This is a genomic window from Salinicoccus sp. CNSTN-B1 (genome assembly GCF_054792835.1).
Genome location: NZ_JBTWMN010000004.1, coordinates 1,568,416 through 1,591,610, shown reverse-complemented (window position 1 = coordinate 1,591,610; position 23,195 = coordinate 1,568,416). Strand labels below are relative to the sequence as shown.

At 47.6% G+C, this 23,195-nt stretch carries 21 protein-coding genes and 7 pseudogenes; 24 read left to right on the top strand and 4 right to left on the bottom strand.

What is annotated here, in order from left to right:
- Nucleotides 1-39 precede the first annotated feature (39 nt).
- Both ACYF68_RS09420 and ACYF68_RS09415 read left to right on the top strand, forming a co-directional pair.
- Nucleotides 40-618 (top strand): annotated as a pseudogene (locus ACYF68_RS09420) (CAP-associated domain-containing protein); the annotation flags it as partial.
- 104 nt (nucleotides 619-722) lie between these two features.
- Entirely contained in the window at nucleotides 723-887 is a 165-nt protein-coding gene (locus tag ACYF68_RS09415; protein ID WP_461047568.1) for a CAP domain-containing protein, read from the top strand.
- 207 nt (nucleotides 888-1,094) lie between these two features.
- Here the strand turns inward: ACYF68_RS09415 and ACYF68_RS09410 are convergent, their stop codons facing one another.
- The 3 genes and pseudogenes from ACYF68_RS09410 to lexA all read right to left on the bottom strand — a co-directional run bounded on the left by ACYF68_RS09410 (nucleotide 1,095) and on the right by lexA (nucleotide 4,761).
- The gene (locus ACYF68_RS09410; protein ID WP_461046545.1) at nucleotides 1,095-1,994 is read right to left on the bottom strand and encodes a hypothetical protein; all 900 of its coding nucleotides are present in this window, start codon (nucleotides 1,992-1,994) and stop codon (nucleotides 1,095-1,097) included.
- A gap of 792 nt (nucleotides 1,995-2,786) precedes the next feature.
- Nucleotides 2,787-3,614, bottom strand: a complete 828-nt coding sequence (locus tag ACYF68_RS09405) for a YihY/virulence factor BrkB family protein (protein ID WP_461046543.1) — start codon at nucleotides 3,612-3,614, stop codon at nucleotides 2,787-2,789.
- 533 nt (nucleotides 3,615-4,147) lie between these two features.
- Nucleotides 4,148-4,761: pseudogene (gene lexA / locus ACYF68_RS09400) on the bottom strand (transcriptional repressor LexA).
- A 138-nt stretch (nucleotides 4,762-4,899) separates the two neighbouring features.
- Here lexA and ACYF68_RS09395 point away from each other — a divergent pair.
- From ACYF68_RS09395 to ACYF68_RS09360, 8 genes and pseudogenes are all read left to right on the top strand, one after another.
- Complete coding sequence (locus tag ACYF68_RS09395; protein WP_461046541.1) at nucleotides 4,900-5,151, top strand: hypothetical protein; 252 nt, start codon at nucleotides 4,900-4,902, stop codon at nucleotides 5,149-5,151.
- A gap of 71 nt (nucleotides 5,152-5,222) precedes the next feature.
- On the top strand, nucleotides 5,223-5,459 hold the full coding sequence (locus ACYF68_RS09390; RefSeq protein WP_461046540.1) for a DUF896 domain-containing protein: 237 nt from the start codon (nucleotides 5,223-5,225) through the stop codon (nucleotides 5,457-5,459).
- A gap of 14 nt (nucleotides 5,460-5,473) precedes the next feature.
- A pseudogene (tkt, locus tag ACYF68_RS09385) lies at nucleotides 5,474-7,458 on the top strand (transketolase).
- Between the two features lie 66 nt (nucleotides 7,459-7,524).
- On the top strand, nucleotides 7,525-7,782 hold the full coding sequence (locus tag ACYF68_RS09380; RefSeq protein ID WP_344701034.1) for a YneF family protein: 258 nt from the start codon (nucleotides 7,525-7,527) through the stop codon (nucleotides 7,780-7,782).
- Nucleotides 7,783-7,888: 106 nt separating this feature from the next.
- Complete coding sequence (locus ACYF68_RS09375; RefSeq protein ID WP_461046538.1) at nucleotides 7,889-9,664, top strand: ABC transporter transmembrane domain-containing protein; 1,776 nt, start codon at nucleotides 7,889-7,891, stop codon at nucleotides 9,662-9,664.
- Nucleotides 9,665-11,437: an ABC transporter ATP-binding protein gene (locus ACYF68_RS09370; protein WP_461046536.1), complete on the top strand. Its 1,773-nt coding sequence runs from the start codon at nucleotides 9,665-9,667 to the stop codon at nucleotides 11,435-11,437.
- A gap of 88 nt (nucleotides 11,438-11,525) precedes the next feature.
- Nucleotides 11,526-12,229 (top strand): annotated as a pseudogene (locus tag ACYF68_RS09365) (cytochrome c biogenesis CcdA family protein).
- Nucleotides 12,230-12,232: 3 nt separating this feature from the next.
- Nucleotides 12,233-12,717: pseudogene (locus ACYF68_RS09360) on the top strand (CcdC family protein).
- On the opposite strand, the gene ACYF68_RS09355 reads toward ACYF68_RS09360, so the two are convergent.
- On the bottom strand, nucleotides 12,709-13,203 hold the full coding sequence (locus ACYF68_RS09355; protein WP_380570860.1) for a DUF2621 family protein: 495 nt from the start codon (nucleotides 13,201-13,203) through the stop codon (nucleotides 12,709-12,711). The pseudogene ACYF68_RS09360 and the gene ACYF68_RS09355 overlap by 9 nt on opposite strands.
- Before the next feature lie 90 nt (nucleotides 13,204-13,293).
- Here ACYF68_RS09355 and ACYF68_RS09350 point away from each other — a divergent pair, with 90 nt between their 5' ends.
- The 14 genes and pseudogenes from ACYF68_RS09350 to rbsK all read left to right on the top strand — a co-directional run bounded on the left by ACYF68_RS09350 (nucleotide 13,294) and on the right by rbsK (nucleotide 23,021).
- Entirely contained in the window at nucleotides 13,294-13,494 is a 201-nt protein-coding gene (locus tag ACYF68_RS09350) for a DUF1659 domain-containing protein (RefSeq protein WP_344701022.1), read from the top strand.
- A gap of 15 nt (nucleotides 13,495-13,509) precedes the next feature.
- Nucleotides 13,510-13,563, top strand: a pseudogene (locus ACYF68_RS09345) (DUF2922 domain-containing protein); the annotation flags it as partial.
- A gap of 65 nt (nucleotides 13,564-13,628) precedes the next feature.
- The gene (locus tag ACYF68_RS09340; protein WP_461046534.1) at nucleotides 13,629-13,721 is read left to right on the top strand and encodes a hypothetical protein; all 93 of its coding nucleotides are present in this window, start codon (nucleotides 13,629-13,631) and stop codon (nucleotides 13,719-13,721) included.
- A 1-nt stretch (nucleotide 13,722) separates the two neighbouring features.
- Nucleotides 13,723-13,842 carry a YvrJ family protein gene (locus ACYF68_RS09335; protein WP_344701018.1) on the top strand — a complete coding sequence of 40 codons (120 nt, stop codon included), beginning with the start codon at nucleotides 13,723-13,725 and terminating at the stop codon, nucleotides 13,840-13,842.
- Nucleotides 13,843-13,911: 69 nt separating this feature from the next.
- Complete coding sequence (locus tag ACYF68_RS09330; protein ID WP_461046532.1) at nucleotides 13,912-15,036, top strand: exonuclease SbcCD subunit D; 1,125 nt, start codon at nucleotides 13,912-13,914, stop codon at nucleotides 15,034-15,036.
- Nucleotides 15,017-15,574, top strand: coding sequence for an AAA family ATPase (locus tag ACYF68_RS09325; protein WP_461046530.1), 558 nt, complete (start codon nucleotides 15,017-15,019; stop codon nucleotides 15,572-15,574). Before ACYF68_RS09330 ends, ACYF68_RS09325 begins: the two co-directional genes overlap by 20 nt.
- 29 nt (nucleotides 15,575-15,603) lie before the next feature.
- A complete protein-coding gene (locus ACYF68_RS09320) occupies nucleotides 15,604-16,008 on the top strand; it encodes a hypothetical protein (RefSeq protein ID WP_461046528.1) in 405 nt (134 codons plus the stop codon).
- Entirely contained in the window at nucleotides 16,005-17,372 is a 1,368-nt protein-coding gene (locus ACYF68_RS09315; RefSeq protein WP_461046526.1) for a hypothetical protein, read from the top strand. Before ACYF68_RS09320 ends, ACYF68_RS09315 begins: the two co-directional genes overlap by 4 nt.
- Before the next feature lie 353 nt (nucleotides 17,373-17,725).
- Nucleotides 17,726-18,024: pseudogene (locus tag ACYF68_RS09310) on the top strand (SbcC/MukB-like Walker B domain-containing protein); the annotation flags it as partial.
- Between the two features lie 33 nt (nucleotides 18,025-18,057).
- On the top strand, nucleotides 18,058-19,470 hold the full coding sequence (locus ACYF68_RS09305; RefSeq protein WP_461046525.1) for an MDR family MFS transporter: 1,413 nt from the start codon (nucleotides 18,058-18,060) through the stop codon (nucleotides 19,468-19,470).
- Between the two features lie 122 nt (nucleotides 19,471-19,592).
- Complete coding sequence (locus tag ACYF68_RS09300) at nucleotides 19,593-20,279, top strand: SCO family protein (protein ID WP_461046523.1); 687 nt, start codon at nucleotides 19,593-19,595, stop codon at nucleotides 20,277-20,279.
- Nucleotides 20,280-20,389: 110 nt separating this feature from the next.
- The gene (locus ACYF68_RS09295) at nucleotides 20,390-21,187 is read left to right on the top strand and encodes a cation diffusion facilitator family transporter (RefSeq protein WP_461046521.1); all 798 of its coding nucleotides are present in this window, start codon (nucleotides 20,390-20,392) and stop codon (nucleotides 21,185-21,187) included.
- A gap of 20 nt (nucleotides 21,188-21,207) precedes the next feature.
- The gene (locus ACYF68_RS09290; protein WP_461046519.1) at nucleotides 21,208-22,149 is read left to right on the top strand and encodes a nucleoside hydrolase; all 942 of its coding nucleotides are present in this window, start codon (nucleotides 21,208-21,210) and stop codon (nucleotides 22,147-22,149) included.
- Nucleotides 22,150-22,151: 2 nt separating this feature from the next.
- Nucleotides 22,152-23,021 (top strand): ribokinase, encoded by an 870-nt coding sequence (gene rbsK, locus ACYF68_RS09285; RefSeq protein ID WP_461046518.1) that lies wholly within the window; start codon nucleotides 22,152-22,154, stop codon nucleotides 23,019-23,021.
- Nucleotides 23,022-23,195 lie beyond the last annotated feature (174 nt).

The following is a 23,195-nucleotide window of genomic DNA, read 5'->3' as shown; positions in this document are numbered from 1 at the left end:
AGTAATTAGACGAAAGTTTAATTACTTTTTTTAAAATATATGAGGAGGGGAGGTGCCTGTATGATAAGAAAAGTGATGATGATCGTATTCCTATATTTCGTTTGGATATTTACGGCTCCTGTGCTGCAATCCTATGATTTTGAGGAAGGTATGGAGTTGTCCTATCTGCGTGGATGGCTCGAAGAGCACATTTATCCTTCTTACAATATGGATAAAATCCACCAGGTGAACAGCGATCAGACCCAGGAAGTGGAGATTGCGCTCGACAGTGAATATGATACTACCGGTAAAGAACATATCGGCTCGGAATATGAAGGAGAGTTCTACATTGAAAGTGAGCCAGGCGTGTTCCATATGGTATTGGTTAAAGATCAGAGGGTCGTCGGCGCCTATACAAACAGTGGGGACGTATCAGTCGAGACGATCAACATCGAAGGGTTGGACAGAGAACAGGTCGACTCCATATATGGTACTCCGGAATCAACCATCAAGAAGGGATGGAAGCGGCTGCGTGTGGATAATGAAGAATATGCAGTCTATGATATCAATGGCACATACGTCTATTTCTTCTATGATCTTCACAAATCGGATCAGGTGAACGGTCTGCTTGTCGTAGATAAAGAGGCCTTTGGTGAAAGCAGCGCCCTTTATAATCATCCTGAACCGGCGGATAATTCCAAAATGAACCATCTTCTCGTTAACGCAACCAACAGGAATACGGTCTGGAACCTCTATCATGGGACGAAGCGGCTTCAAAAGCAGCGCTTGGCCATAGCCGGGACATGGTTGAGAAAAATTACTTCAACCATGATTCCCCAGACGGCGTGACTTTGAAGGATCGGTTGGAGTCAGCTGATGTATCATACAGGATGGCAGGGAAAATATAGCGATGGGGCATACTTCGCCTATCTTCTCGCACCATAGCCTCATGAATTCACCCCGCACCGGGAGAACACATTGAAAGCCAGTTTTACACACCTGGGGACCGGCACAGCATATAATGAAGAAAATGTGCCTTACTATACGGAAAACTATATAAGAAAATAAAGAAGGCGACTATCTCATAGTCGCCTTCTTTCAATCCATTAGTGCCATCAGTTAAAGTCCACGATTTTGAATGCGTGATCGGTTTCGCATACTGTATATTCAACCGTCCCGCCTTCGATGCCGTTGGAAGTGATATGTTCATATTCACGGTACATCGTGACATTATATGTGCCGTTTCCCTTGTCTTCGATGCTCTGGACATCAACGGAATGAGTCGTATGATCGGCAAAATTGCCAGATGCACGGTTGTTGTCAAGATAGGATATGGCAGGGCTATCCTGCCCGATGTAATCCATCAGCCGGTTCGGGTGGCCATTGAAGAAGTTGGCGAGTTCATAGGCATATGATTCCATGAAAGTATCGAGATCCGGAGTGAAAGGGGCACCTTTCTTATCCATCTCATTGATGCTGATCGGTTCTTGGGTGCCATCCATAACAGCGAACGAATAGTCCACCATGCACTCAAGGCAGCCAATGTTCGGTGAGATCGGCAGCACATTTGTAAAGTTAAGATGGTGGTAGGCGAGGAATTTCTGCTGCATCGTAATACCTTCACAGTGCTCTGCAGCAAGACGATTCATGATGCATGCCTCACCGGCGGGATTTTGGATCATATGCTGTTCATAGGGGCCGGATGCAGAAGACCCGCCCATGGAAACTTCTTCCGTTTCTTCCTTCGTCTTTTCGTTTGTCGCCTCTTCCACCTGTTCCTCGGTCGCTTCCTCTGTTGTTTCCTCTTCGGAGTCTTCTTTCGCTTCCTCCGTAGACGCTTCACTTGTGGTGCCTCCTACGGCCGCTTCTTCAGTGGTCACTGCTTCAGTCGGCTGCTCTGTCGTTTCCTTTTCCGTATCCGTCATCGCTTCTTCAGCCTCATTGTCAGTGCCACCGCATCCTGTAAGCAAAAGCATAATCAGGGTCATCAATAGAATACTTAAGGACTTTTTCATCGAATGCTCCTCTCCATTTAGTCTTCGCTAAACTGCATCCCGTCCTTGTCACTTTCTATCCTTTATCTGGCTATAGTGGCAATATCCTTTAGAAAACTCTAGGCTAAAATGGGTTTTATATGTGTATTTCATGTCAGTTGGCGTTTTTTCACTTAGTGGCATATTACCGATGATGACAAAGTCGTCCCTTTCGAAATGAATGTGTCAACTTATGCATCAATCATCTGTGTAGACATTGGGGATTTATATTGATTGGCATCCACAAACTATTTAAGTTTCAAACTCCTCTTGTGCAATGATTTTTATATGGTTCCCGCGAATATTACTAGAAATGTTATTCAGGACGCGGGTAGATATATGGATTGCTGTTGCGCATGGACTTTAATGAATGTACGTGTGCCATCAGAAGCAATTTCGTTGATGATGCCATACCCAGCTGTCCGGTCTTCCCATGTCATGCTATCTGTAATGAAGATCGTATTGGATTCAATAACATAAATCGTATCCAATTTATTATGTATAATTTGGCTTTTATTCCATAAATACCTGTATTACATACATAGCCAAGTTGTATGGTTTCTAATCATCGAACTAGGGGAGAGGAACAGATTTATGTGTTTAAATACGAAATCATCTTTCAGGATCACTACCTTGAATGAAGCGAATACAAAGGAAGGCAGTGAAGAAACAGCGTATAGGCTGCCACACCGCCCAGAATGATCAGCTTCCCTATTAAAAAGTTTTCTCGTAGAAATAGAGCATACTTGAAATTTATTGCCTACTTCAGAGAGGTCACTGTAATTCCTCACTCCTTTTACTGCTTATGATTGCGTTAATTTCACCGCCTACTAGAATTATCAGAGAAGATAAATACAACCAGATCAGTAGAATGACGATGGTTCCAAGGTTTCCATAAATAATGGAGTAATCGGCGATACTCACATAGTATGAGAACCCGAGCGAAGCCAGTTGCCAGCCAACAACTGCAAATAATGTGCCGGGAAGGATGTCGAGAAAACGCAATTTCTTATTTGGCACAAAGTAATACAGACCTGCAACTAATGCCACTAGGATGATAGAACTGAAAGTCCAGCGGAAAGTGTTCCAATCCTGCAGGAAACTGGGGTCGACTCCTAACATGGAAGAAATGGATAACCCGATTCCGCTTCCAAACACCAATAATATTAAAGAGATGATCACGCCTAGGATCATACCGACGGTGAGCAGAATTGCAACACCAAATGCCCTAAGGAAAGGCCTGCTCTCTTCCACCCGGTGCGCACTGTTCAATGTCCGTGCCAATGCACTGGCACCCATTGCGGACAACCATAAAGTCGCTACCATACTGATCGACAACAAGTCACCTCTTGTAACCTCGAGCACATGATACAAATTGTCTTCAATCAACTGCATTGACCCTTCTGGCGCATACGGACTGATGATATCCAGTACAGTCCCGGTTGAGAGTGGCAGGAATCGCATTAAGGTAAATATTAGGATTAAAAATGGAAATATCGCAAGCAGCAAATAATAAGAAAGCTGGGCAGCCATATCAAACACTTTATCTTTTAAGGAATAGTGGACCAACTTTTTGAAAAAAACCTTTATCCGGATTGCCATTTAAAATTCCTCCGGTCCTATTCATTTTGCAGAACATACAGGATAAATCCCCAACAATTGTGGTGTGGATTGTGCTTTAAAAAAGGGGTTTCAGCATGTTAATCCATACCCGGCTTCTGATGCTTCTACTCTAGACCAGCAATGGGGAAGCCAATCTTCCTTCGTCTGAACTCTAATGAGTCCCTCATGCATATTAAAAAGATAGAATATGATTCCATTGAAGTATTGTGGAAAATAAAAATTGAAAAATAATGTTTCGCCTATCGGAATAAGGGGAAAATAGAGGAGCGGGCTTATATATTTAAATATAGAATAATCTTTCCAGATCACCATCCTGAATGAAACAAGAACGAGGGGATGCAATTGAAACATAAAACAGAAGACAAGCAAACGCAAGATCCAAAAGATATTTTAGAACAAATCAGAATCATACTTGATAGATAAAACATTCGAAACAAAGGATATTGACAGGATGGATACGGAAAGACAAAAGGGCGCATCTTTACGATGCGCCCTTTTATATATGAAATTCTTTAAAATGCACGGAACAGTCCAACGACTTTGCCGAGTACAGCGACACTGTCCAAGATGATTGGTTCCATTGTCGTGTTTTCAGGCTGCAGCCTATAGTAGCCATTCTCCTTATAGAAACGTTTGACTGTTGCTTCATCGTCATCCGTCATTGCGACGATGATATCGCCATTATGGGCAATGTTCTGCTTGCGTACTATCACTCTATCCCCATCATGGATGCCTGCATCAATCATGCTGTCCCCAGCTACATTGAGGAGGAATATCTCACTGTTGTGGTTCGCTGTGAAATGTTCGGGAGAGGGAAGTACTCATCGATATTCTCTACGGCAGTAATCGGCAGCCCGGCTGTAACCTTACCGAGGACCGGGACATGGATTACGGCACCATGGCTCTCGTTCTCTTCCGTGATGACTTCGATTGCCCTAGGTTTTGTCGGGTCCCTTTTGATGAAGCCCTTTTCCTGCAGTTTAGCCAGATGGCCATGGACAGTCGAGCTCGATTGGAGGCCGACTGCATTGCCGATTTCCCTGACACTCGGCGGATAGCCTTTATCCTTCACTGTGGATTTGATGAATTGGTATATTTGTTTCTGCCTGTCTGTTAGCGCCTTCATAGTTATTACCTCCGCCTTGTTGTTGTTTAAATTTTATCATATGAGAGGGCATCTTACAAACATTTGTTCGCTCTTCCATTGACCCGGAACAGGCGTTCTGTTAATATGTTTATACAAACATATGTTCTGGAGGTAGTAATGATGACATTGAGGGAATTTAAACTATTAGGTATGGTCTTTATATTTGTTTTCGCTGCTGGCCTCATTTTCATGTTGGATTCCCACAAGGAAGGGAATAGTAATTCTGAAGTTGTCTATATAGATGAATACCAGGTCGTCACACATGACGATGCACCCCCGCCTGTAGAGGAGACGGATCTATCGGCTGAAGAATACGCCGAGCGCAGCAATATGGAGCAGTTGATGGAAATGATTGGATTCATAAGATGACTTTGAAGTGTGGTAATGGTACCACACTTTTTTTTATGGTAGATTATAAGAAAGTGGACAGGAGGGCTGCTATGTTAGACAAAGATAAAATTCAGCGGATCAATACGCTCGCTGCCAAAAAGAAGTCGGGCAGCATTACAGGGGATGAACGCTCCGAACTGAAAGGTTTGAGGGAAGAGTATCTTAAAAACTTCCGCTCTTCATTCAAGAAGCAGGTGGAGAACACTAAAGTCGTCGACCCTGAAGGCAATGATGTGACCCCTGAAAAGGTAAAGAAAATCCAAGCAGATAAAAATAAGAATTCATAAAGGAGTATGCGCAAATGACTTTTGACAAGACAGACCAACTAGCTATCAACACAATCCGCTCACTATCCATCGATGCGATCGAAAAGGCGGCATCCGGCCACCCGGGCCTCCCTATGGGGGCTGCACCGATGGCCTATACACTCTGGTCCCGTCATCTGAACTTCAACCCGAACTCAATGGACTGGTTCAACCGTGACCGTTTCGTATTGAGTGCGGGCCATGGGTCCATGTTGCTGTATAGCCTGCTGCACTTGAGCGGTTCGCTTGAAATGGAAGAGCTGAAGAACTTCAGGCAGTACGAGTCGAAGACGCCTGGACACCCTGAATTCAAACATACCGAAGGTGTGGAAGTGACGACAGGACCATTGGGTCAAGGCTTCGCAATGAGTGTCGGTATGGCGATGGCTGAAAAGCACCTGTCAGCCCGCTTCAATAGGGATGGCTATGATGTGATGGACCACTACACTTATGTCATCGCGAGCGATGGTGACCTGATGGAAGGTGTCTCCCATGAAGCGGCATCACTGGCCGGCCACTTGGCGTTGGACAAACTGATTGTGCTTTATGACTCAAACGACATATCGCTCGATGGCGATCTCGACATGAGCTTCTCAGAAGATGTGGGCACACGTTTTAAAGGGTATAACTGGCACTACATCAAAGTGGAGGATGGCAATGACTGCGATGCCATAGATAAAGCGATAAAGAATGCCAAGGCATCAAACCGCCCGACACTTATCGAAGTGAAGACGATCATCGGCTACGGTTCCCCGAACAAGCAAGGCAAAAGCGCCTCACACGGTGCGCCGCTCGGTGAAGAGGAACGCAAGGCAGCTTTTGAATATTATGGATTGGACCCGGAGAAGACATTCGATGTCGATCCATCGGTCTATGAACGCTTCAGTGAAACGATGAAAACAAGAAGCAATGAAAAGAAGAAGCATGGAATGAAATGCTTAAAGGCTACAAAGAAACGCATCCAGAACTGCACGCTGAACTCGAGGATGCCATCAACCACCGTCTACAGGAAGATTATGATAAGGATATGCCTTATTATGAAGCAGGGGAAGAGAAAGCCACACGTGCGGTCTCAAGCGATATGATACAGGCGCTGTCTGATTCCGTTCCGACATTGTTCGGTGGTGCCGCGGACCTCGCCAGCAGTAATAAGACCAATGTGAAGGATGAAGAAGACTTCGGCCCTGATAATTATGCGGGACGGAACATTTGGTTTGGCGTCAGGGAATTCGGTATGGCGGCTGCCTTGAATGGCATGGCAGCGCACGGCGGCCTTCGTCCTTACGGTGGCACGTTCTTCGTCTTCAGTGACTATTTGAAGCCAGCTATGCGTTTGAGCGCGCTGATGAAACTGCCTGTAACTTATGTACTGACTCATGATTCAATCGCAGTAGGGGAAGACGGTCCGACGCATGAACCGGTAGAACAGCTTGCTGGTCTGCGCGCCATCCCGAACCTCAATACAATCAGACCGGCAGAAGGCAATGAGACACGTGCCGCCTGGAAGATAGCGATGGAAGCTGAAGATGCACCGACGGCCCTTGTGCTGACACGTCAAAATGTCAAAACGATAGATGTGCCATATGACGTTGTTGAGGAAGGGGTCAAAAAAGGTGGCTATATTGCCTACGACGAAGGGGATGATGCGATCCTATTCGCTTCCGGAAGCGAGCTGCCATTGGCTGTGGATACAGCAGAGCAGCTTAATGCACAAGGTGTAAAAGTGAAAGTCGCCTCCATCCCGAATATGCAGCAGTTCCTGAAACAGGACGAAGCCTATATCGAAAGTGTATTGAACACGCATATAGAAAACCGGACGGCCATTGAAATGGCAGCCAGCCTGGGTTGGCACCGCTTCATCGGCATGAAAGGCAAATTGCACACAATCGATACGTTCGGTGCGAGTGCGCCTGGCGACATAGTCGTCGAAAAATATGGATTTACCGTCGAACGGATACTGGAGACGGTGATGGAGAAATAATCTGTTGAAAAACACCTGTTTTTGATGTAGACTTTATACTGTTCTACGAAGAAAGAGGTGAGCAGTTTGGCTACATGGATCTGGATACTGATTGTTATTGTTGCACTCATCGGTGGCGTTGCCCTTGGTTTCTTCATGGCACGGAAATATATGATGGATTACCTCGAAAAGAATCCACCTATCAATGAAGAGATGCTCAGAATGATGATGATGCAAATGGGACAGAAACCTTCCCAGAAGAAAATCAATCAGATGATGACGATGATGAATCGCAGTGCCGATTCAAAATCAACAAAAGAGCGTATGAAAGCATCAAAAAAATAAAGATGAACCCTTCTATTATAGAAGGGTTTATTTTTATGCTTAAAATATTTCAATTTTCGAAATATATGATAGAATTTAATTGCAGTCAACAATAAGGGGGGATGGCATGAAAGTCTTCAAAAAGTTGGGGTGGTTCTTTAAAAGGGAACGGAAAAACTACATCGCCGGCATCATCATGCTGATACTCGTTGCATTGATGGAACTGGTGCCCCCGCAAGTCATAGGATGGGTCATCGACGGCATAAGGCAGGAAACGCTGACCGGAGGGAGACTGGGGCAATTCATCATTCTGCTAATAGTAGTGGCCGTCTTGACATACATATTCAGATACTTCTGGCGCATCATGATTTTCGGGGCGAGTTACCGCCTCGGGAAGATTCTTCGGTCTTCACTCTACAATAAATATTCACAGATGAGCCCTTCATTCTATCAGAAGAAGCGCACCGGGGACTTGATGGCCCATGCCACCAATGATATACAAGCAGTCCAGGCGACTGCCGGTGCCGGCATTCTAACCATTGCCGATTCACTGATCACCGGAGGGGCGGTACTGGTGACGATGGCCGTTACAATCAGCCCCAAACTGACATTGATGGCGATGATTCCGTTACCGTTCATGGTGATATTGACGAGCTATTACGGTACTCTCTTAAACCGCGGTTTCAAGAAGGCACAGGCTGCCTTCAGCATGCTCAACGATAAGACCCAGGAAAGCATATCGGGCATCAAGGTGACCAAGACGTTCGGATATGAGTCGCATGACCAGGAAGACTTCAGGAAGTTGAGTGATGATGTCGTCGATAAAAATCTAAAAGTATCAAAAATCGATGCGCTGTTCGATCCGACGATAATGACAGTGATTGGGGCGAGTTACTTCATCTCCATATTTTTCGGGGCACGCATGGTGCTTGACGATGCAATCACCGTCGGACAGCTGGTCACATTCACAACCTACCTCGGCATGATGGTCTGGCCGCTCCTTGCGCTTGGGATGTTCTTCAACCTGATTCAAAGGGGGAGCGCCTCCTACGCCCGTATAGAGAAAATCATGGAAACGAAAAATGATATCGGGGAAGAATATCTGATAGAAGATCAGCCTGAAGGAGACATTCACTTTAACATCGGCGCATTTAATTTTCCAGGTGAAGATTCAGGTGGAGTACGGGATGTGCGTTTTACAATTGAGAGAGGCGCGACGGTCGGTATAGTCGGCCGTACCGGTTCTGGCAAAAGCGCATTGCTCAGGCTCCTGCTCCGCGAATTTGATACGGTCAACCCGGAAGATATCGTCTACGGCAGCCATCCGCTAAGAGACTATAACATCAGCAATCTGAGGGCGCAGTTCGGTTATGTGCCCCAGGATCATTTCCTCTTCTCCACGACGATCCGCAATAATATCGCGTTCAGCAATCCAGAAATGGATGATGCACAAATCCATGAAGCGGCGCGCCTCAGTCAGATACATGATGATATAGAAGCATTCGCCCACGGCTACGAAACCGTTGTCGGGGAGCGTGGCGTATCATTGTCCGGAGGGCAGAAACAGCGCATATCCATTGCGCGCGCACTGATTCTCGATCCTGAAGTGCTGATACTTGATGACTCATTATCAGCCGTCGATGCAGAGACCGAAGAACGTATACTTGAGAGCCTGCAATCCAACCGGCGCGGCAAGACAAACATCATTACCGCACACCGCATGAGTGCTGTCAGCCATGCAGATCTGATCATCGTCATGGACGCCGGCACCATAATGGAGATGGGTACGCACGACACGCTGATGGCGGAGCAGGGCTGGTACCACGACACCTATAACGCGCAGGCGCTGCGTGAATCTCTGAAGAGTTCCTTGGAAGACATGGCTGAAGGGAGGCGGAATTAGATGGAGAACGACACTCTGAATCTAACATTCAATGATCAGAAGGATGTTCTGATTCGTCTGATGAAATATACGCTGCCTTTCAAAGGTGTGCTGACATTGGGGTTCCTTATGCTTGCGGTATCCACTGCAGCAGGCGTGGCCACACCTTACCTTGTCATGATCTTCATTGATGATTATTTGACACCAGGCGTGTTTCCGGAGCAGGACATCATGTGGCTGATCGTCCTTTTCGCCATCGTCCAGATACTCGGGGCAGTCACCACATACATGAACATCTACCTCTTCCAGTATTTGGCGTTCAAGGTGATCCAGCAGCTGCGGATCGATGCTTTTGAAAAGATCGGTCGTCTTGGCATGCGCTATTTCGATAAAGTGCCTGGAGGCAGCGTCGTCTCACGCATCACAAATGATACGGAAGCCATCGTCGATATGTTCATCGGTGTCTTGGCAACGTTTCTTATGGCGATCTTCATGGTCATTTCAAGCTTTGTGATGATGTTCATCCTGGACATCAAGTTGGCTTTGTTTGCACTGCTTTTCATGCCTGTGATTGCTGCCATTTTGGCAGTATACCGTAGGTATTCAGCGAATTTCTTCTCCCATGCACGCCAGCTTTTGAGTGAGATGAATGCGAAGTTGGCAGAATCGATAGAAGGCATGAAGATCATCCAGGTGTTCAATCAGGAGCGGCGTCTGCAGGAAGAATTCAATACGATAAATGAAACGCATTATAAATACAATATGAAGAACGTCAAACTCGATGGGTTGCTCCTGAGGCCCGCGATCAGCATGATCTATGTGCTTGCCATCGCAGTGATACTTGGCTATTTCGGGTTGCTAAGCTTTGAGTCGACCGTTACAGCCGGTGTCGTCTTCGCCTTTCTGCAGTATATGGAACGGTTCTTTGAACCGATCAACCAGGTCAGTCAGAATCTGAACATTTTTCAGCAGGCACTCGTATCCGCAAGCCGGGTGTTCACCTTGATGGATGATGAGCGCCTGGAACCGGTCCAAGATAAGGATGAGGAAGCGGAGATCACCGATGGACATATCGAGTTTAAAGATGTGACCTTCAGCTATGACGGTGAGGTGGATGTGCTGAAGCACATCACATTTACAGCCAGGCCGGGTGAGACTGTGGCATTGGTCGGACATACCGGTTCCGGCAAGAGTTCCATCATTAACCTGTTTATGCGCTTTTATGAATTCAATCAAGGCGATATCACCATCGATGGACATTCCATCAAGAAAATGCCGAAAGGCGAACTGAAGCAGAAGGTCGGACTGGTGCTGCAGGACCCATTCATCTTCTATGGCACCATTGCTTCAAACATCCGACTGTACCATCCCGATATGACATTTGAAGCAGTGAAGGCCGCAGGGGAGTTCGTCTACGCGGAGAAATTCATAAACAATCTTCCGGGCGGCTATCAGCATAGAGTGATCGAAAAGGGCAGTGCTTTTTCAAGCGGACAGCGCCAGCTGATCGCATTCGCCCGGACGATGGCGATAGACCCTAAAATATTGATTCTTGATGAAGCGACGGCAAATATCGATTCCGAAACAGAGGAACAGATCCAACATTCCTTGGAGAAGATGCGTCGGGGACGCACGACGCTCGCGATTGCGCATAGATTGTCGACCATACAGGATGCCGACCAGATCCTGGTGCTCAACCGTGGTGAAATTGTCGAGCGCGGTACGCATGACACGCTGATCCGTGAAGGGGGCATCTACCATAAGATGTACCAGTTGCAGAATGGCCAGCAATAATTGTCATACAATGTTCGCATATTCAGTCCCATAGAATATCTAAACTGAGAGGATGTCTGATAGAATGATATCTGATTGGGGTTTTTCTATGGGTAGTGAAGTGACATTCCTTCTCGCATTTGGTGCAGGCGTACTCAGCTTCGTCTCCCCATGTGTACTTCCGGTCTTCCCGGCTTTCATCTCCTACATAACAGGTATGAGCTATAATGAAGTGGAAAACCAGAAGTTCAATGTGCGGGCGATCCTTCATACTTTATTTTTCTTGATTGGATTCAGTCTGATTTATATCGCACTCGGATTCGGCACCGCATTCTTTGGTGGATTATTGATAGAATACTCGAATCTGATCCGTCAACTTGGTGCCATCCTGATCATAATATTCGGTCTTATTGTAACCGGTGTACTGAACTTCAACTTTTTGATGAAGGACAGGAAGGTCCAGTTTAAAAACAGACCATCCGGTTTCTTTGGTTCCATTCTGATCGGCATGGCTTTTGGTGCAGGATGGACGCCGTGTAACGGTCCGATCATCGGTGCAATATTCGCGATGAGTGCATCTGAACCGAACAATGCCCTTATGCTGATGGTCGTATACTGCCTTGGTTTTGCAGTACCGTTCTTTACACTGAGCTTCTTCGTGTCGCGGACACGCTGGATGCTGAAATATTCAAACCGTATCATGAAGATCGGTGGCGTCATCATGATTATGATGGGTGTATTGCTCTATTTTGATGGACTGACGCAGATCATTATTGGCTGCAGCCGTTCTTCGGCGATTTCCAGGGGTTTTAGGCCATGGGCATTGAAAGCATTTTGTTTACAGCCGCATCCATTATGGCTGTCATCATGGGTATTGGTGCCATAATCGTCAGGCAGCGTGCGGCCAAACGACCGCTGACGTTACGCAAGATCATCATACCACCGGTGATGATGTCGACCGGCGCCTTGATGTATGTATTCCCATATTTCAGGCTCAGCGCTTCCGAAATCTTAGAAGCAGTGGCAATGGGACTCATCTTTTCCGTCCTGCTCGTCGTCACCACCCGTTATGAGGAGAAGGGCGGCGAGCTATACGTCAGACAATCGAAACTCTTCCCCGTCATACTGGTCGGGTTGCTTGTCCTTAGGATCGTACTGAAGACCATCCTGTCCATGAGCATCTCCCCGGTGAAATCGGTGGGATGTTCTTCCTGCTCGCCTTCGTCATGATCATAATATGGCGTCTGTCGATGCTGGTGAAATTGAAGCAATATGAAAAGCAGCAGATCAAGTCAACTTGATCTGCTGCTTACTTTTTCTGTCTGCTCAAATATGGAGAATTTCTGCTTTTCATCATCGGCATATTCGAAGAGCGCCTCATACGGTGTATAATCAATGTCCAATTCATTGAGTTTCTTTTTCATGAATTTGTGATCACGCTTTGGCGTGGCAATGATATATCCTTTCATGATGTGGTCCAAAGTGATCTTTTTAGCGCCCTCATCAAGGGCGATCTTTGAAATTCTACCTGCAATCCGTTCCTTTGCCACATCCCTGAATAGTTCCGGCACAGGAGTGACAAGCTCATTCAGCATGGATTTAGCTTCGTCGTGCCACAGGGGTAGCGCCTTATCTATATAAAACGCCTGCCAATCGAGTTCACTATATCCATCTCCCTTTGGCATACGCTTCAAAAATTTCCTGAACATGAAATATCCGCCGATTACCATGAGCCCCAACATGATGAAGGTCCATAGTGCAATCAGCCACATAAATAGATCGTCCATTGCCTCACCTCATGGCTATTATAAGAAATAAAAAGAATATTGTCCATCTAATCATCCCCTTCGATATATAAGGCGAAGGAGGTGAAGGACATGTTGAAAAACTTAAGTGCGAAGTTCTACTTTTTTGAAGCAGATGGAAAAGGCGGGGAAAAACTCCGCTTCAGATCTGTCAGAAACCTGGAGTTGTCAGCGACTGATGCAGATATCAATGCAGCAGCCGAGGTGTATCAAGTGTTGACGAATGATGTATATGCAATCGTCGAGAAGGAACAGACTTACGTCATCAATTAATAAGGGGGATAAACCATGACCAAGAAACTCGTCATCGTCTTCAACACATCGGCAGACCGCCGGTTTACACTGAACATCAGCAACCCGAAGGATAACCTGACAGAAGAGGCCATACTCCTCGAGGCCAGAAGCTTATGGACACAGGTGTACTGGCACCATCACAGGGCAAGCCGGTGTCTGTCCATTCCGCTAAAATCGTCGAACAGAATGTAACCGAGATAATCTAGCATGGAATGGGTACCATTAGTCAGTGATGTTGGATTTCCGGCAGTGATCACATTCTTTCTGCTCTATAGGATGGAGCAGAAATTGGATGCTCTCATCATATCCATCAGACAGCTGCATTGAAAAAGCGCCCCCCAACTTACTTGGGGGGCGTTTTTCTTGTATAATCAAAAGATACGAGGTGATAGGAAAATGAAAATTCTACATACAGGAGATTGGCATATAGGAAAGCGGCTGAACGGCATGGATCTTATTGAAGATCAGCAACATATGCTCGAACAGATACTCGATTGCGTAAGGCAAGAGGACATCGATGTCCTCGTCCTCGCAGGGGACGTCTTCGACCGCGCCAACCCTTCCCAATCTGCATTGAAGCTGGTGAATGATTATCTGTATAAGATAAATATAGAGGAAAATGTCCCCGTCCTGGCGATCAGCGGGAATCATGACAGCCGCTCGCGCCTTGACTACGGCAGCTACTGGTTTGCCAAGAGCGGTTACCACATGCGCACATCAATCGACGACATTACGACACCAATAAAAATGGGGGACCATCACTTCTATATGATTCCTTATCTGGATGTTCTGGAAGCGAAAGTCCATTTTCAGGACGACGGGATAAAAACCCATCACGACGTCTATGTCCGCATCACAGAACAGTTATCGAAAGTGATGGATAAAAGTGCCTTCAATATAGTCGTCGGCCATATGTTCATTTCTGAAGGCAAGGCATCGGAGTCAGAGCGGCCGCTGTCGATAGGGTTGTCAGAAGAGGTCGGTGCAGAACTGTTTGAAGCATTTGATCTTGTGTTGCTCGGTCACCTGCATCATCCCTTTGCCATTACCCATGAGAAGATATTCTACAGTGGCTCGCTGCTTAAATATTCCTTCTCGGAAGTGAGCCAGCCGAAAGGATATCGTATCATCGACACAGATGGTGGGGTGCAATGCCGCTTTGTGCCACTTGCTGTGAAGCGTGACCTCATTCATTACACTGGAACATTCGATGATGTCATTGAAGAAGCGATCCATTTTGATGATAAGGAAGCATATTTCAAATTTGAATTGTCTGGCATGTCGCACATCAATGACCCCATGTCCAAGATCAAGATGATATACCCGAACACATTGGAACTGAGGCCCATAAAAGAAGTCAGCGAAGAAAGCATGAAGGCTGTTGATGCGGGCAGTTCGACCGACGGGGAGATATTCGGTTCATTCATCGAGAACATTTTCGGTGAATCACCGAGCCGTTATCAGACAGAAATATTCAATAACTATTTCAAAGGTGATATAGATGAAACCGATACAGATTAGCATGCATTATTTCGGCCCGTTCGAGAAAGAAACGATAGACTTCACTAAAGTCAAAGACAGCATGTTCCTGATCAGCGGCAGGACAGGATCCGGCAAAACGATGATTTTTGACGCCATCACCTATGCGCTCTACGGCACACTGTCGACAAGAGATCGTACCGAAGGTTCGGTCAGAAGCCAATTTGCGACGGATGATGATATCAGTTCGATTCGGCTGCAGTTTGAAATACGCGGACGTACATATACAGTGGAGCGTACGCTGTCCTACCACAAGGCGGGTCGGAAGACCCCGGTCCCACCAAAAGCGGTATTGTACAGCGGGGAAGGTGAGGTGATCGACAGCAGCATCAACGGCGTCAAGCAATCGATCATGGATATCATCAAGTTGAATGCGGACCAGTTCAGGCAGATCCTCGTACTCCCCAGGGTGAATTCAAGAGACTGCTCACTTCTTCCAGCGAACAGAAGCAGGAGATACTGCGCACCCTTTTCCGGACGGAACGCTTCGTCCAGTTCGAAAACAAACTCAATGAACTGAAGAAAGAGAAATTGAAGGATACTGCAGTGATGGAGACCAAAATACAGGAGCTCTTCAATTCCTTGAGCGGGGATGAACATGACGCGGTCAAGAGCCTGATGGAAGCGGACTATCCCACATCAGCCAAAAGGGTAGAAGCAATCAACCAAATCCAGAAGCTGCTGGCAGAAAAGCTTGAAGCAGTGATTACAGAAGCGACCAGCCAGCAGAAGGTGTTTGAAACCATCAAAAAAAGGTTGGACGCCAAGGAACTGCATAACACAAGGGTGAAGGAACTGCAGGAGATTGCAGACGGATTAAACAAGTTGGAGAGCCGGAAATCCGAGATGGAAGAATTGGAGAAGGTATTGGCGGACTACCGGGTCGCCAAAGAGAAGGAATATGCACTCAAAAAGAGAGTGACGCCCTTGCTGAGCAGAAAAGGCTTGACTTGAGCCTGAAGGAATTGACCGAAGTGCAGCAGATTTCGCAAAAAAAGCATGCGGATCATCTTGCAGAATATGAAGAATTGAAGGCCGCTGGAGACCGCTACGCTGGGTTGGAGAAATGGTTGAACCGGACGGAACGTTTCATGTCGGACGCACACATTCGGGAAAGTATCTCTGGAATCGAAGCGTTGCAGCGGGCTAAAACCGACAGTGAAGAAACGTCGCAAGCGCTGGCACGCCAGATTGAAGAACTGAAGGGGCGCATGCACGAAGACGCATGGAGCCGAGAAGCATCAGATCGGCTGGCTCGGGCCGTCTTCGAAAATGAAAAGGAGAGGATGGCGCTTGATGTTGCCATCAAAGAAGAGCAAGATAACCGGCGCAATGATGAAGAGAAATCCAAGATAGATGAAGAACTCCTTCAATTGGAAAAGCAGTCTGAAGAAACGAAAGAAAAACTGGAAAAGCTGAAACGCAGCGTAGAGGATAAGTTCTCGACTGAAGATGGTCATCATATCAGCCATCTTCTACAGCACCTTGAAGTCGGTCATGACTGTCCAGTGTGCAGGCAGCCGGTCCAGACATTACCGCACGATGTGGAAACGCTGACTGAGGCTGAAGAGGAGCGTCTGAAAACCCTCAATGATGCAATGCAGCACCTGGCCGAGCGCCGATCGGAACTGCAGGCGAAACGTAGAGTGATGGAAGAGATGACGCCTGATAAGAAGCGGGTGGATCTGGAAGTGCTCAAAAAGACTTATGCAGATCTTGAATCGGCTTATCAACAGCTTAAGCAAGATCAGCAGGCAGATTCTGCGAAGTACCAGAGGCAGTCTGAGTATAATGAAGAATACAAGCGCCTGGAACAGCGGTTGGCGGACGGCAGAGTTAATGAGAATAACATCACCCACCAGCTGCACCGGGCCCAGGAATTGAAGGATATGTTCATAACCGAGACAGGTTACGAGCAGTTCGAAGCATTCGCGCAAGCCTTCAAAGAAAAACGCAAAGAGGTTGATGGATACCGCCACCGTCTGCAGCAAAACGAATCCGTGCGCCTTACGACGAAGGATGAGCTTGCCAGAATGGAAGAAAAGACCGCAGCGTTAAACGAACAGGCGGTGAAAGTGCAACAGACACTGTCTTCCCTGACACCTGAGATAGATCAATTTACCCATGAAGTATCGATGGATCGAGAAGAATTGATCAGAATCTCGGAACGCACTGACATCGGTGAAATTGAGACGGCGATCAAATCCTATCATCGTGAAAAAGAAGTGGCACTGGATAGGAAACGCCATCTGGAAAGTCAGATGGATGGCCGTGAATGGATGGATCCATCCGGGAGCAGGAAGAACTCGCAGCTATAGAAAAGCATCTCGAGTCCCTGACGGAATCCCGGGCGAAGCTAAACGCCCAGATTGAGCATAACGATAAGAATCTAAAGCGGATTAACGATTTGATCGACCAGCATGAAGCGGCCCTCGAAGAGACGCAAGCCCTGCTGGCACTGGCTGACGCGGTAGCCGGCAGGAACGATCAGAAGGTCTCTTTGGAGCGGTTCGTATTGACCTATTACCTGGATCGCATACTGCAGATCGCCAATGTCCGGCTCCTTGAGATGACGGGGCACAGGTATGAACTGAGGCGGAGCACCTCACGCAGCAACCGGAAAACCGGACTCGATATCGAAGTGTTCGATTTCTACAACAATCAGCCGAGGCATATTTCTTCCCTGTCCGGCGGTGAATCATTTCAGGCGGCACTGACGCTCGCACTTGCACTGAATGAAGCATTGCAGCAGGAGTCCGGGGGCATCAGTTGGAAACGATGCTGATCGATGAAGGGTTCGGTACCCTCGACCCCGAAACATTGGATGTAGCGGTGAATACGCTCATCGACCTGCAGACGACGGGCAAGATGGTCGGCATCATTTCGCATGTGGAAGAGTTGAAGACACGCATGGAGCATATACTCGAAGTCGATGCCGCCAATGAACGCAGCGTTACTCGTTTCAAGTAGATCCAAGTTCAATTCCAAGGAAGTAGTGAAGATATGAAACAAATGAAGACGAGTCCAAAGATGGTGCTGATCGCGACATTATTGATGGGGTCATTCCTCGTCCTGCTCAATCAGATGCTGCTTGTCACTGCAGTCCCGCCGATCATGAATGACTTCAATGTACCGTTCAGCACTGCACAATGGCTGACGACGGGGTTCTTCCTCGTCAATGGCATCATGATTCCAGTGTCAGCATTCCTGATCAACAAATTCACTTCGAGGACGCTCTATCTGACCGGCATGATGATCTTCATCACCGGTACGCTGCTCGCCGCCTTGTCGCCAGTCTATTCGGTTCTGCTTATCGGGCGGGTGTTCCAGGGTCTTGCAGCAGGCGTCATGATGCCGCTGACACAAGTCATCCTGCTGACCCAGTTCCCGCTTGAACAGCGTGGCAAGGCGATGGGCTACTTCGGCCTGGTCATCGGTCTGGCACCAGCCATCGGCCCACCACTTGCTGGATATATCGTAGGAATATGGCCATGGCGCGCACTGTTCTTCATCGTGCTGCCGCTGGTATTATTGAATTTCGTCCTGGCTTTGGTTTCCATGAAGAACGTTACCCAGCAGACGGATCCAAAAGTCGACTTGCCGTCGATTGTATTATCTACATTCGGCTTCGGAGGACTGCTCTACGGATTTTCGATTGCCGGTACGAGGGGATGGACAGATCTGCTCGTAATATTCTCGATTGTGGTTGGTCTGCTGTTGGTGCTGGTGTTCGCGAAGCGACAGCTGAAGCTTAGGCAGCCCATCTTGGAAATGCGCGTGTTCAAGAATCGGCACTTCCTCTTGAGCTCGCTGATCGGTGTCGTGGTATTCACTTCAATGGTCGGGGCAAACAATATATTGCCCGTCCTGATGCAGGATATGCTCGGCTATTCGCCGTTTGAGTCAGGACTTGCGCTATTGCCTGGTGCACTGCTCATGGGGCTGACGATGCCGGTTGCGGGTACATTGTTCGATAAATTCGGTATACGGATTCTGACATTTACCGGACTGGCTCTGATTCTGGTCACGTCCATATTGTTGTCGGACCTTACGACCGAATCCACGTTCCGCTACATCACAATCATCTACACCTTCAGGCTATTGGGGACAGGATTGACGATGATGCCGCTCACCACATTCGCCATGAATGCACTTAAGGATATATTGATTCCGCATGGCACCGCCATGAACAATACGATGCGGCAGATCGGCGGTTCACTCTTTACCGCAATGATGGTCACCATCATGACCGGTGTGACCCTCCGACTCTCAGACGGCTCACCAACGGCGATGGAAGAAGTCACAGGGGTGAACGCATCCTTCATCTTCTCAGCGGTGATGGCGGCAGTAGGCATAGTGATGGCCTTCTTCCTAAAGGAACAGACACGTGGGGACAATGCTTCTGGGAAACAATAATCCAGATGAAATTGGATTTTATTGTATCCGCCATATTATTTTCACAAATATCCCTTTTTTACAGGTTGTGTGAAGCCACTTCTCTGATATAGTTGGGTATAAACGTCTCCGGAGGGTTTTTAATGAAGAAAATATTAGTTACTGTTTTAATGGCATCATTCATACTCTCTGCCTGCAGTGATTCGGACGTCGAAGTGATGTCCCGTTATGGTAATGAGCTGGACGATTTTGAAGTGACGAATCAGCAGGGCGAGGCATTTACGCGTGAAGATATGGAGGGCAAAGTATGGCTTCTCGATTTCATATTCACAAATTGCGCAACCGTCTGCCCACCCATGACGGCGAATATGACCGATGTCGTCAATGAGCTCGAGGAACGGGGCGTAGAAGATTATGGCGTCCTTAGTTTATCAGTCGACCCTGAAACGGACACGCCGCAAGTATTGGCTGACTATCTGTCCCATTACGATGTGCCAGATGATACTGAATGGCAGCTCGCCACCGGTTACGACTACAGCTTCATCAGAGGATTTGCTGAAGATAACTTCAAGACGATCGTAGCACCGCCGCCGGAAGGCAGCAACCAGGTGACACACGGCATCAGCTTCTATCTCGTCAATAAGCAAGGTAAGGTAATCAAAGATTATCCGGGTGTCGATACGGGGGATAATGAATTCCCGCTTGAAGAAGTGGTCTCCGATGTGGAGACGCTCGCAGAAGAAGATCCAGGAATAAAGGCAGAACCCACCGGGTTCTGTCTTTTATGTTCAATTAAGAGGCTGATATTGGTAGAATGGAGAAGCCAGTAATTTAAAAATGAGGGATAGGATATGGAGAATAGGCATAAACAGGCACAAGTCGCCACCATCATAGGCATGGCCGTCAATATTCTTCTGCTGTACTGAAGCTGATCGGTGGCGTGCTTGGCAACAGTAAGGCTCTCATTGCAGATGCAGTGCATTCCGCTTCAGACGTATTGAGTTCCCTTGCTGTACTGATCGGCATACGCGCCTCGCGCAAACCGCCTGATGAAGAGCATCCATACGGCCACGGCAAGTCCGAAAACGTCGCCACTCTGATTATAGCCATATTGCTCATCGTCGTTGGTTTCGAGATCATATACAATTCGGTCCGGTCGCTGATCTCAGGCCCTGTAGAAAGTGAGACGACGCTCATCGCACTGTACATCATCATCTTCTCAGTCGTCGTCAAGGAAGCTCTCTTTCAGTATAAACACCGGCTCGGCACCAGGATAAAGAGCCCGGCTCTGATTGCAGATGCATGGCACCACCGCTCTGATGCCATATCGTCCCTGGTGGCACTTGTGGGCATCGGGCTGACCATAGTGGGCAGCGCGTTCAACATTCCTGCCTTAGGCTATCTGGACCCTATAGCCAGCGCTGTTATCGCCATTATCATCATGTATATGGGCTACCAGTTGGCAAAAGAAGCGGTCAGCGTCTCCCTTGAAGTCGTGCTGAACGAAGATGAGACCCAGGATATGAGAGAGGCAGTGCTTGCTGTCGATAAAGTGCGTAACATCGATAATTTGAGTGCACGTTCACACGGGTCCTATGTGATTATCGACATTAAAATCGCCGTCGATGCAAGGATGACGGTCGAGGAGGGGCACCATGTGGCCAGGGCGGTCAAACAACTATTGATGCGCCAGTTTGAAGAAGTACAGGACGTGAATGTCCATGTCAATCCATACTAAGGAATAGGAGAAATTGATCAATGACACACAGAAAAGTGATATTAGATTGCGATCCGGGTCATGACGATGCCATATCGATCATCATCGCCGCTTCAGCAAAAAGCAGCCTGGACATCCTCGGCATCACCACAGTCGCAGGGAATGTCGAAGTCGATAAGAATACAATCAACGCCCTGAAGGTCAAGGGCCTTCTGAAGATTGACGTGCCGGTTATCCAAGGGGCCGCAAGGCCGCTTGTCAAAGAAAGTGAAATCGCAACGGAAATCCATGGCGAATCCGGCATGGATGGTCCCGTTCTGCCGGAACCGGACAGTCAGAAGGAAGAGGGACACGCAGTCGATTTCATCATCAATCAAGTCAAAAAGGCTGATGGGAAAGTCACATTGGTGCCTACCGGGCCATTGACGAATATCGCGATGGCGCTGATCAAAGCCCCTGAAATCAAATCGGATATCGAAGAAATCGTCCTGATGGGCGGCGGCACATTCGGCAACTGGACCCCTTCTGCCGAGTTCAATATCTATGTCGATGCAGAAGCGGCGAAGGTCGTATTTGACAGCGGCATCCTCGTTACGATGTTCGGCCTCGATGTGACGCATCAGGTAATCGCTACAGATGAAATCCAGAAGCGTTTGGCTGTAATCGACAATCCAACAGCGAAATTCGTATCAGAACTCCTTATCTTCTTCGGGGATATGTATAAAGAGCATTTTGGTATGTCAGGCGGCCCCATCCATGATGCCTGCACAACGATGTACCTGTTGGATGCGGACTTGTTTACATTCAAGCATGTGCATGCAGACGTCGAGACAAAAGGGGAGTTGACCTATGGTGAAACAGTAGTAGATCTCCTCGGTGTCACAGGTAAACCTGCCAACACTAAATTTGCGTATGAGGTCGACCAGGAAAAGTTCTGGAACTTGTTTGAAACCATACTGAAGTCCTACGGCGAGGAGGGCTGATCATGCATACCCCTAAAATCACCGTTATCGGCAGCATCAATATGGATCTGGTGACGTTGGCGGAAGCTATGCCGAAGCAAGGTGAGACCCTGTCGGGTGAAAGCTTCAAGACCCTACCGGGCGGCAAAGGGGCCAATCAGGCGGTCGCCGCTGCGAGACTTGGTGCAGAAGTGCATATAATCGGCAAAGTGGGGGATGATCCGTTCGGTAAGACCCTCATCGATAATTTCGAATCGCAGGGGGTGAAGACAGAAGCTATAGGAATAGAAGCGGGCGTCTCTTCCGGGCTCGCCAACATTATCGTGTCGGATCAGGACAACAGAATCATCATCATCGCCGGTGCAAACGGCGAGATGCATCCCGATTATATAGACAAGTTCAAAAAAAGGATCGAGGCAAGCGACTATATCCTGATCCAGTTTGAGATTCCGAAACAAACAGTTGAACACATACTGGACCTCTGCGAGACGCTTGATGTACCCGTCATCATCAACCCCGCACCCGCGATGCAGTTGGATGATGCCTATTGGGCGAAAGCCGCCTATATCACGCCGAATGACACCGAAGCGGAGAAGCTGTTCGCGTACGACACCGATGGCCTGCCGAAGTTCCAGGATAAGCTGGTCATCACAAACGGCGCCAAGGGTGCATCCTTCTTCAGAGGGGACCGGATGATCACCGTGCCTTCAGAAAAGGTTGAAGTCACCGATACCACAGGCGCCGGCGATACATTCAATGGCGCACTCGCCGTCGCACTTGCTGAAGGAAAGGCGCTTGAAGAAGCGGTCGCATTCGCCAATAAAGCCGCATCCTTTTCCGTACAGAAACTTGGCGCCCAAAGCGGCATGCCGAAGCGCTCAGAGATCGAATAATTGGCTGATGCCAACCAGACATCTGCATTTCTAATTGAAGAAACTCCCCAAAGTTGGACCAAACCGACTTTGGGGAGTTTTTCTATATACGACACGAATAGATTATAAAACAAGAACACCTCGGCACAAGTGATGCCGAGGTGTTCTCGTCTAAACAATATTATAGATGGACAG

Coding starts and splice junctions, on each gene's coding strand:
- ACYF68_RS09410 (WP_461046545.1), bottom strand. CDS start 1,994: ATGAAAAAGTCCTTAAGTATTCTATTGATGACCCTGATTATGCTTTTG.
- ACYF68_RS09405 (WP_461046543.1), bottom strand. CDS start 3,614: ATGGCAATCCGGATAAAGGTTTTTTTCAAAAAGTTGGTCCACTATTCC.
- ACYF68_RS09395 (WP_461046541.1), top strand. CDS start 4,900: ATGATGACATTGAGGGAATTTAAACTATTAGGTATGGTCTTTATATTT.
- ACYF68_RS09390 (WP_461046540.1), top strand. CDS start 5,223: ATGTTAGACAAAGATAAAATTCAGCGGATCAATACGCTCGCTGCCAAA.
- ACYF68_RS09375 (WP_461046538.1), top strand. CDS start 7,889: ATGAAAGTCTTCAAAAAGTTGGGGTGGTTCTTTAAAAGGGAACGGAAA.
- ACYF68_RS09370 (WP_461046536.1), top strand. CDS start 9,665: ATGGAGAACGACACTCTGAATCTAACATTCAATGATCAGAAGGATGTT.
- ACYF68_RS09355 (WP_380570860.1), bottom strand. CDS start 13,203: ATGGACGATCTATTTATGTGGCTGATTGCACTATGGACCTTCATCATG.
- ACYF68_RS09350 (WP_344701022.1), top strand. CDS start 13,294: ATGTTGAAAAACTTAAGTGCGAAGTTCTACTTTTTTGAAGCAGATGGA.
- ACYF68_RS09340 (WP_461046534.1), top strand. CDS start 13,629: ATGGACACAGGTGTACTGGCACCATCACAGGGCAAGCCGGTGTCTGTC.
- ACYF68_RS09335 (WP_344701018.1), top strand. CDS start 13,723: ATGGAATGGGTACCATTAGTCAGTGATGTTGGATTTCCGGCAGTGATC.
- ACYF68_RS09330 (WP_461046532.1), top strand. CDS start 13,912: ATGAAAATTCTACATACAGGAGATTGGCATATAGGAAAGCGGCTGAAC.
- ACYF68_RS09325 (WP_461046530.1), top strand. CDS start 15,017: ATGAAACCGATACAGATTAGCATGCATTATTTCGGCCCGTTCGAGAAA.
- ACYF68_RS09320 (WP_461046528.1), top strand. CDS start 15,604: ATGGAGACCAAAATACAGGAGCTCTTCAATTCCTTGAGCGGGGATGAA.
- ACYF68_RS09305 (WP_461046525.1), top strand. CDS start 18,058: ATGAAACAAATGAAGACGAGTCCAAAGATGGTGCTGATCGCGACATTA.
- ACYF68_RS09300 (WP_461046523.1), top strand. CDS start 19,593: ATGAAGAAAATATTAGTTACTGTTTTAATGGCATCATTCATACTCTCT.
- ACYF68_RS09290 (WP_461046519.1), top strand. CDS start 21,208: ATGACACACAGAAAAGTGATATTAGATTGCGATCCGGGTCATGACGAT.
- rbsK (WP_461046518.1), top strand. CDS start 22,152: ATGCATACCCCTAAAATCACCGTTATCGGCAGCATCAATATGGATCTG.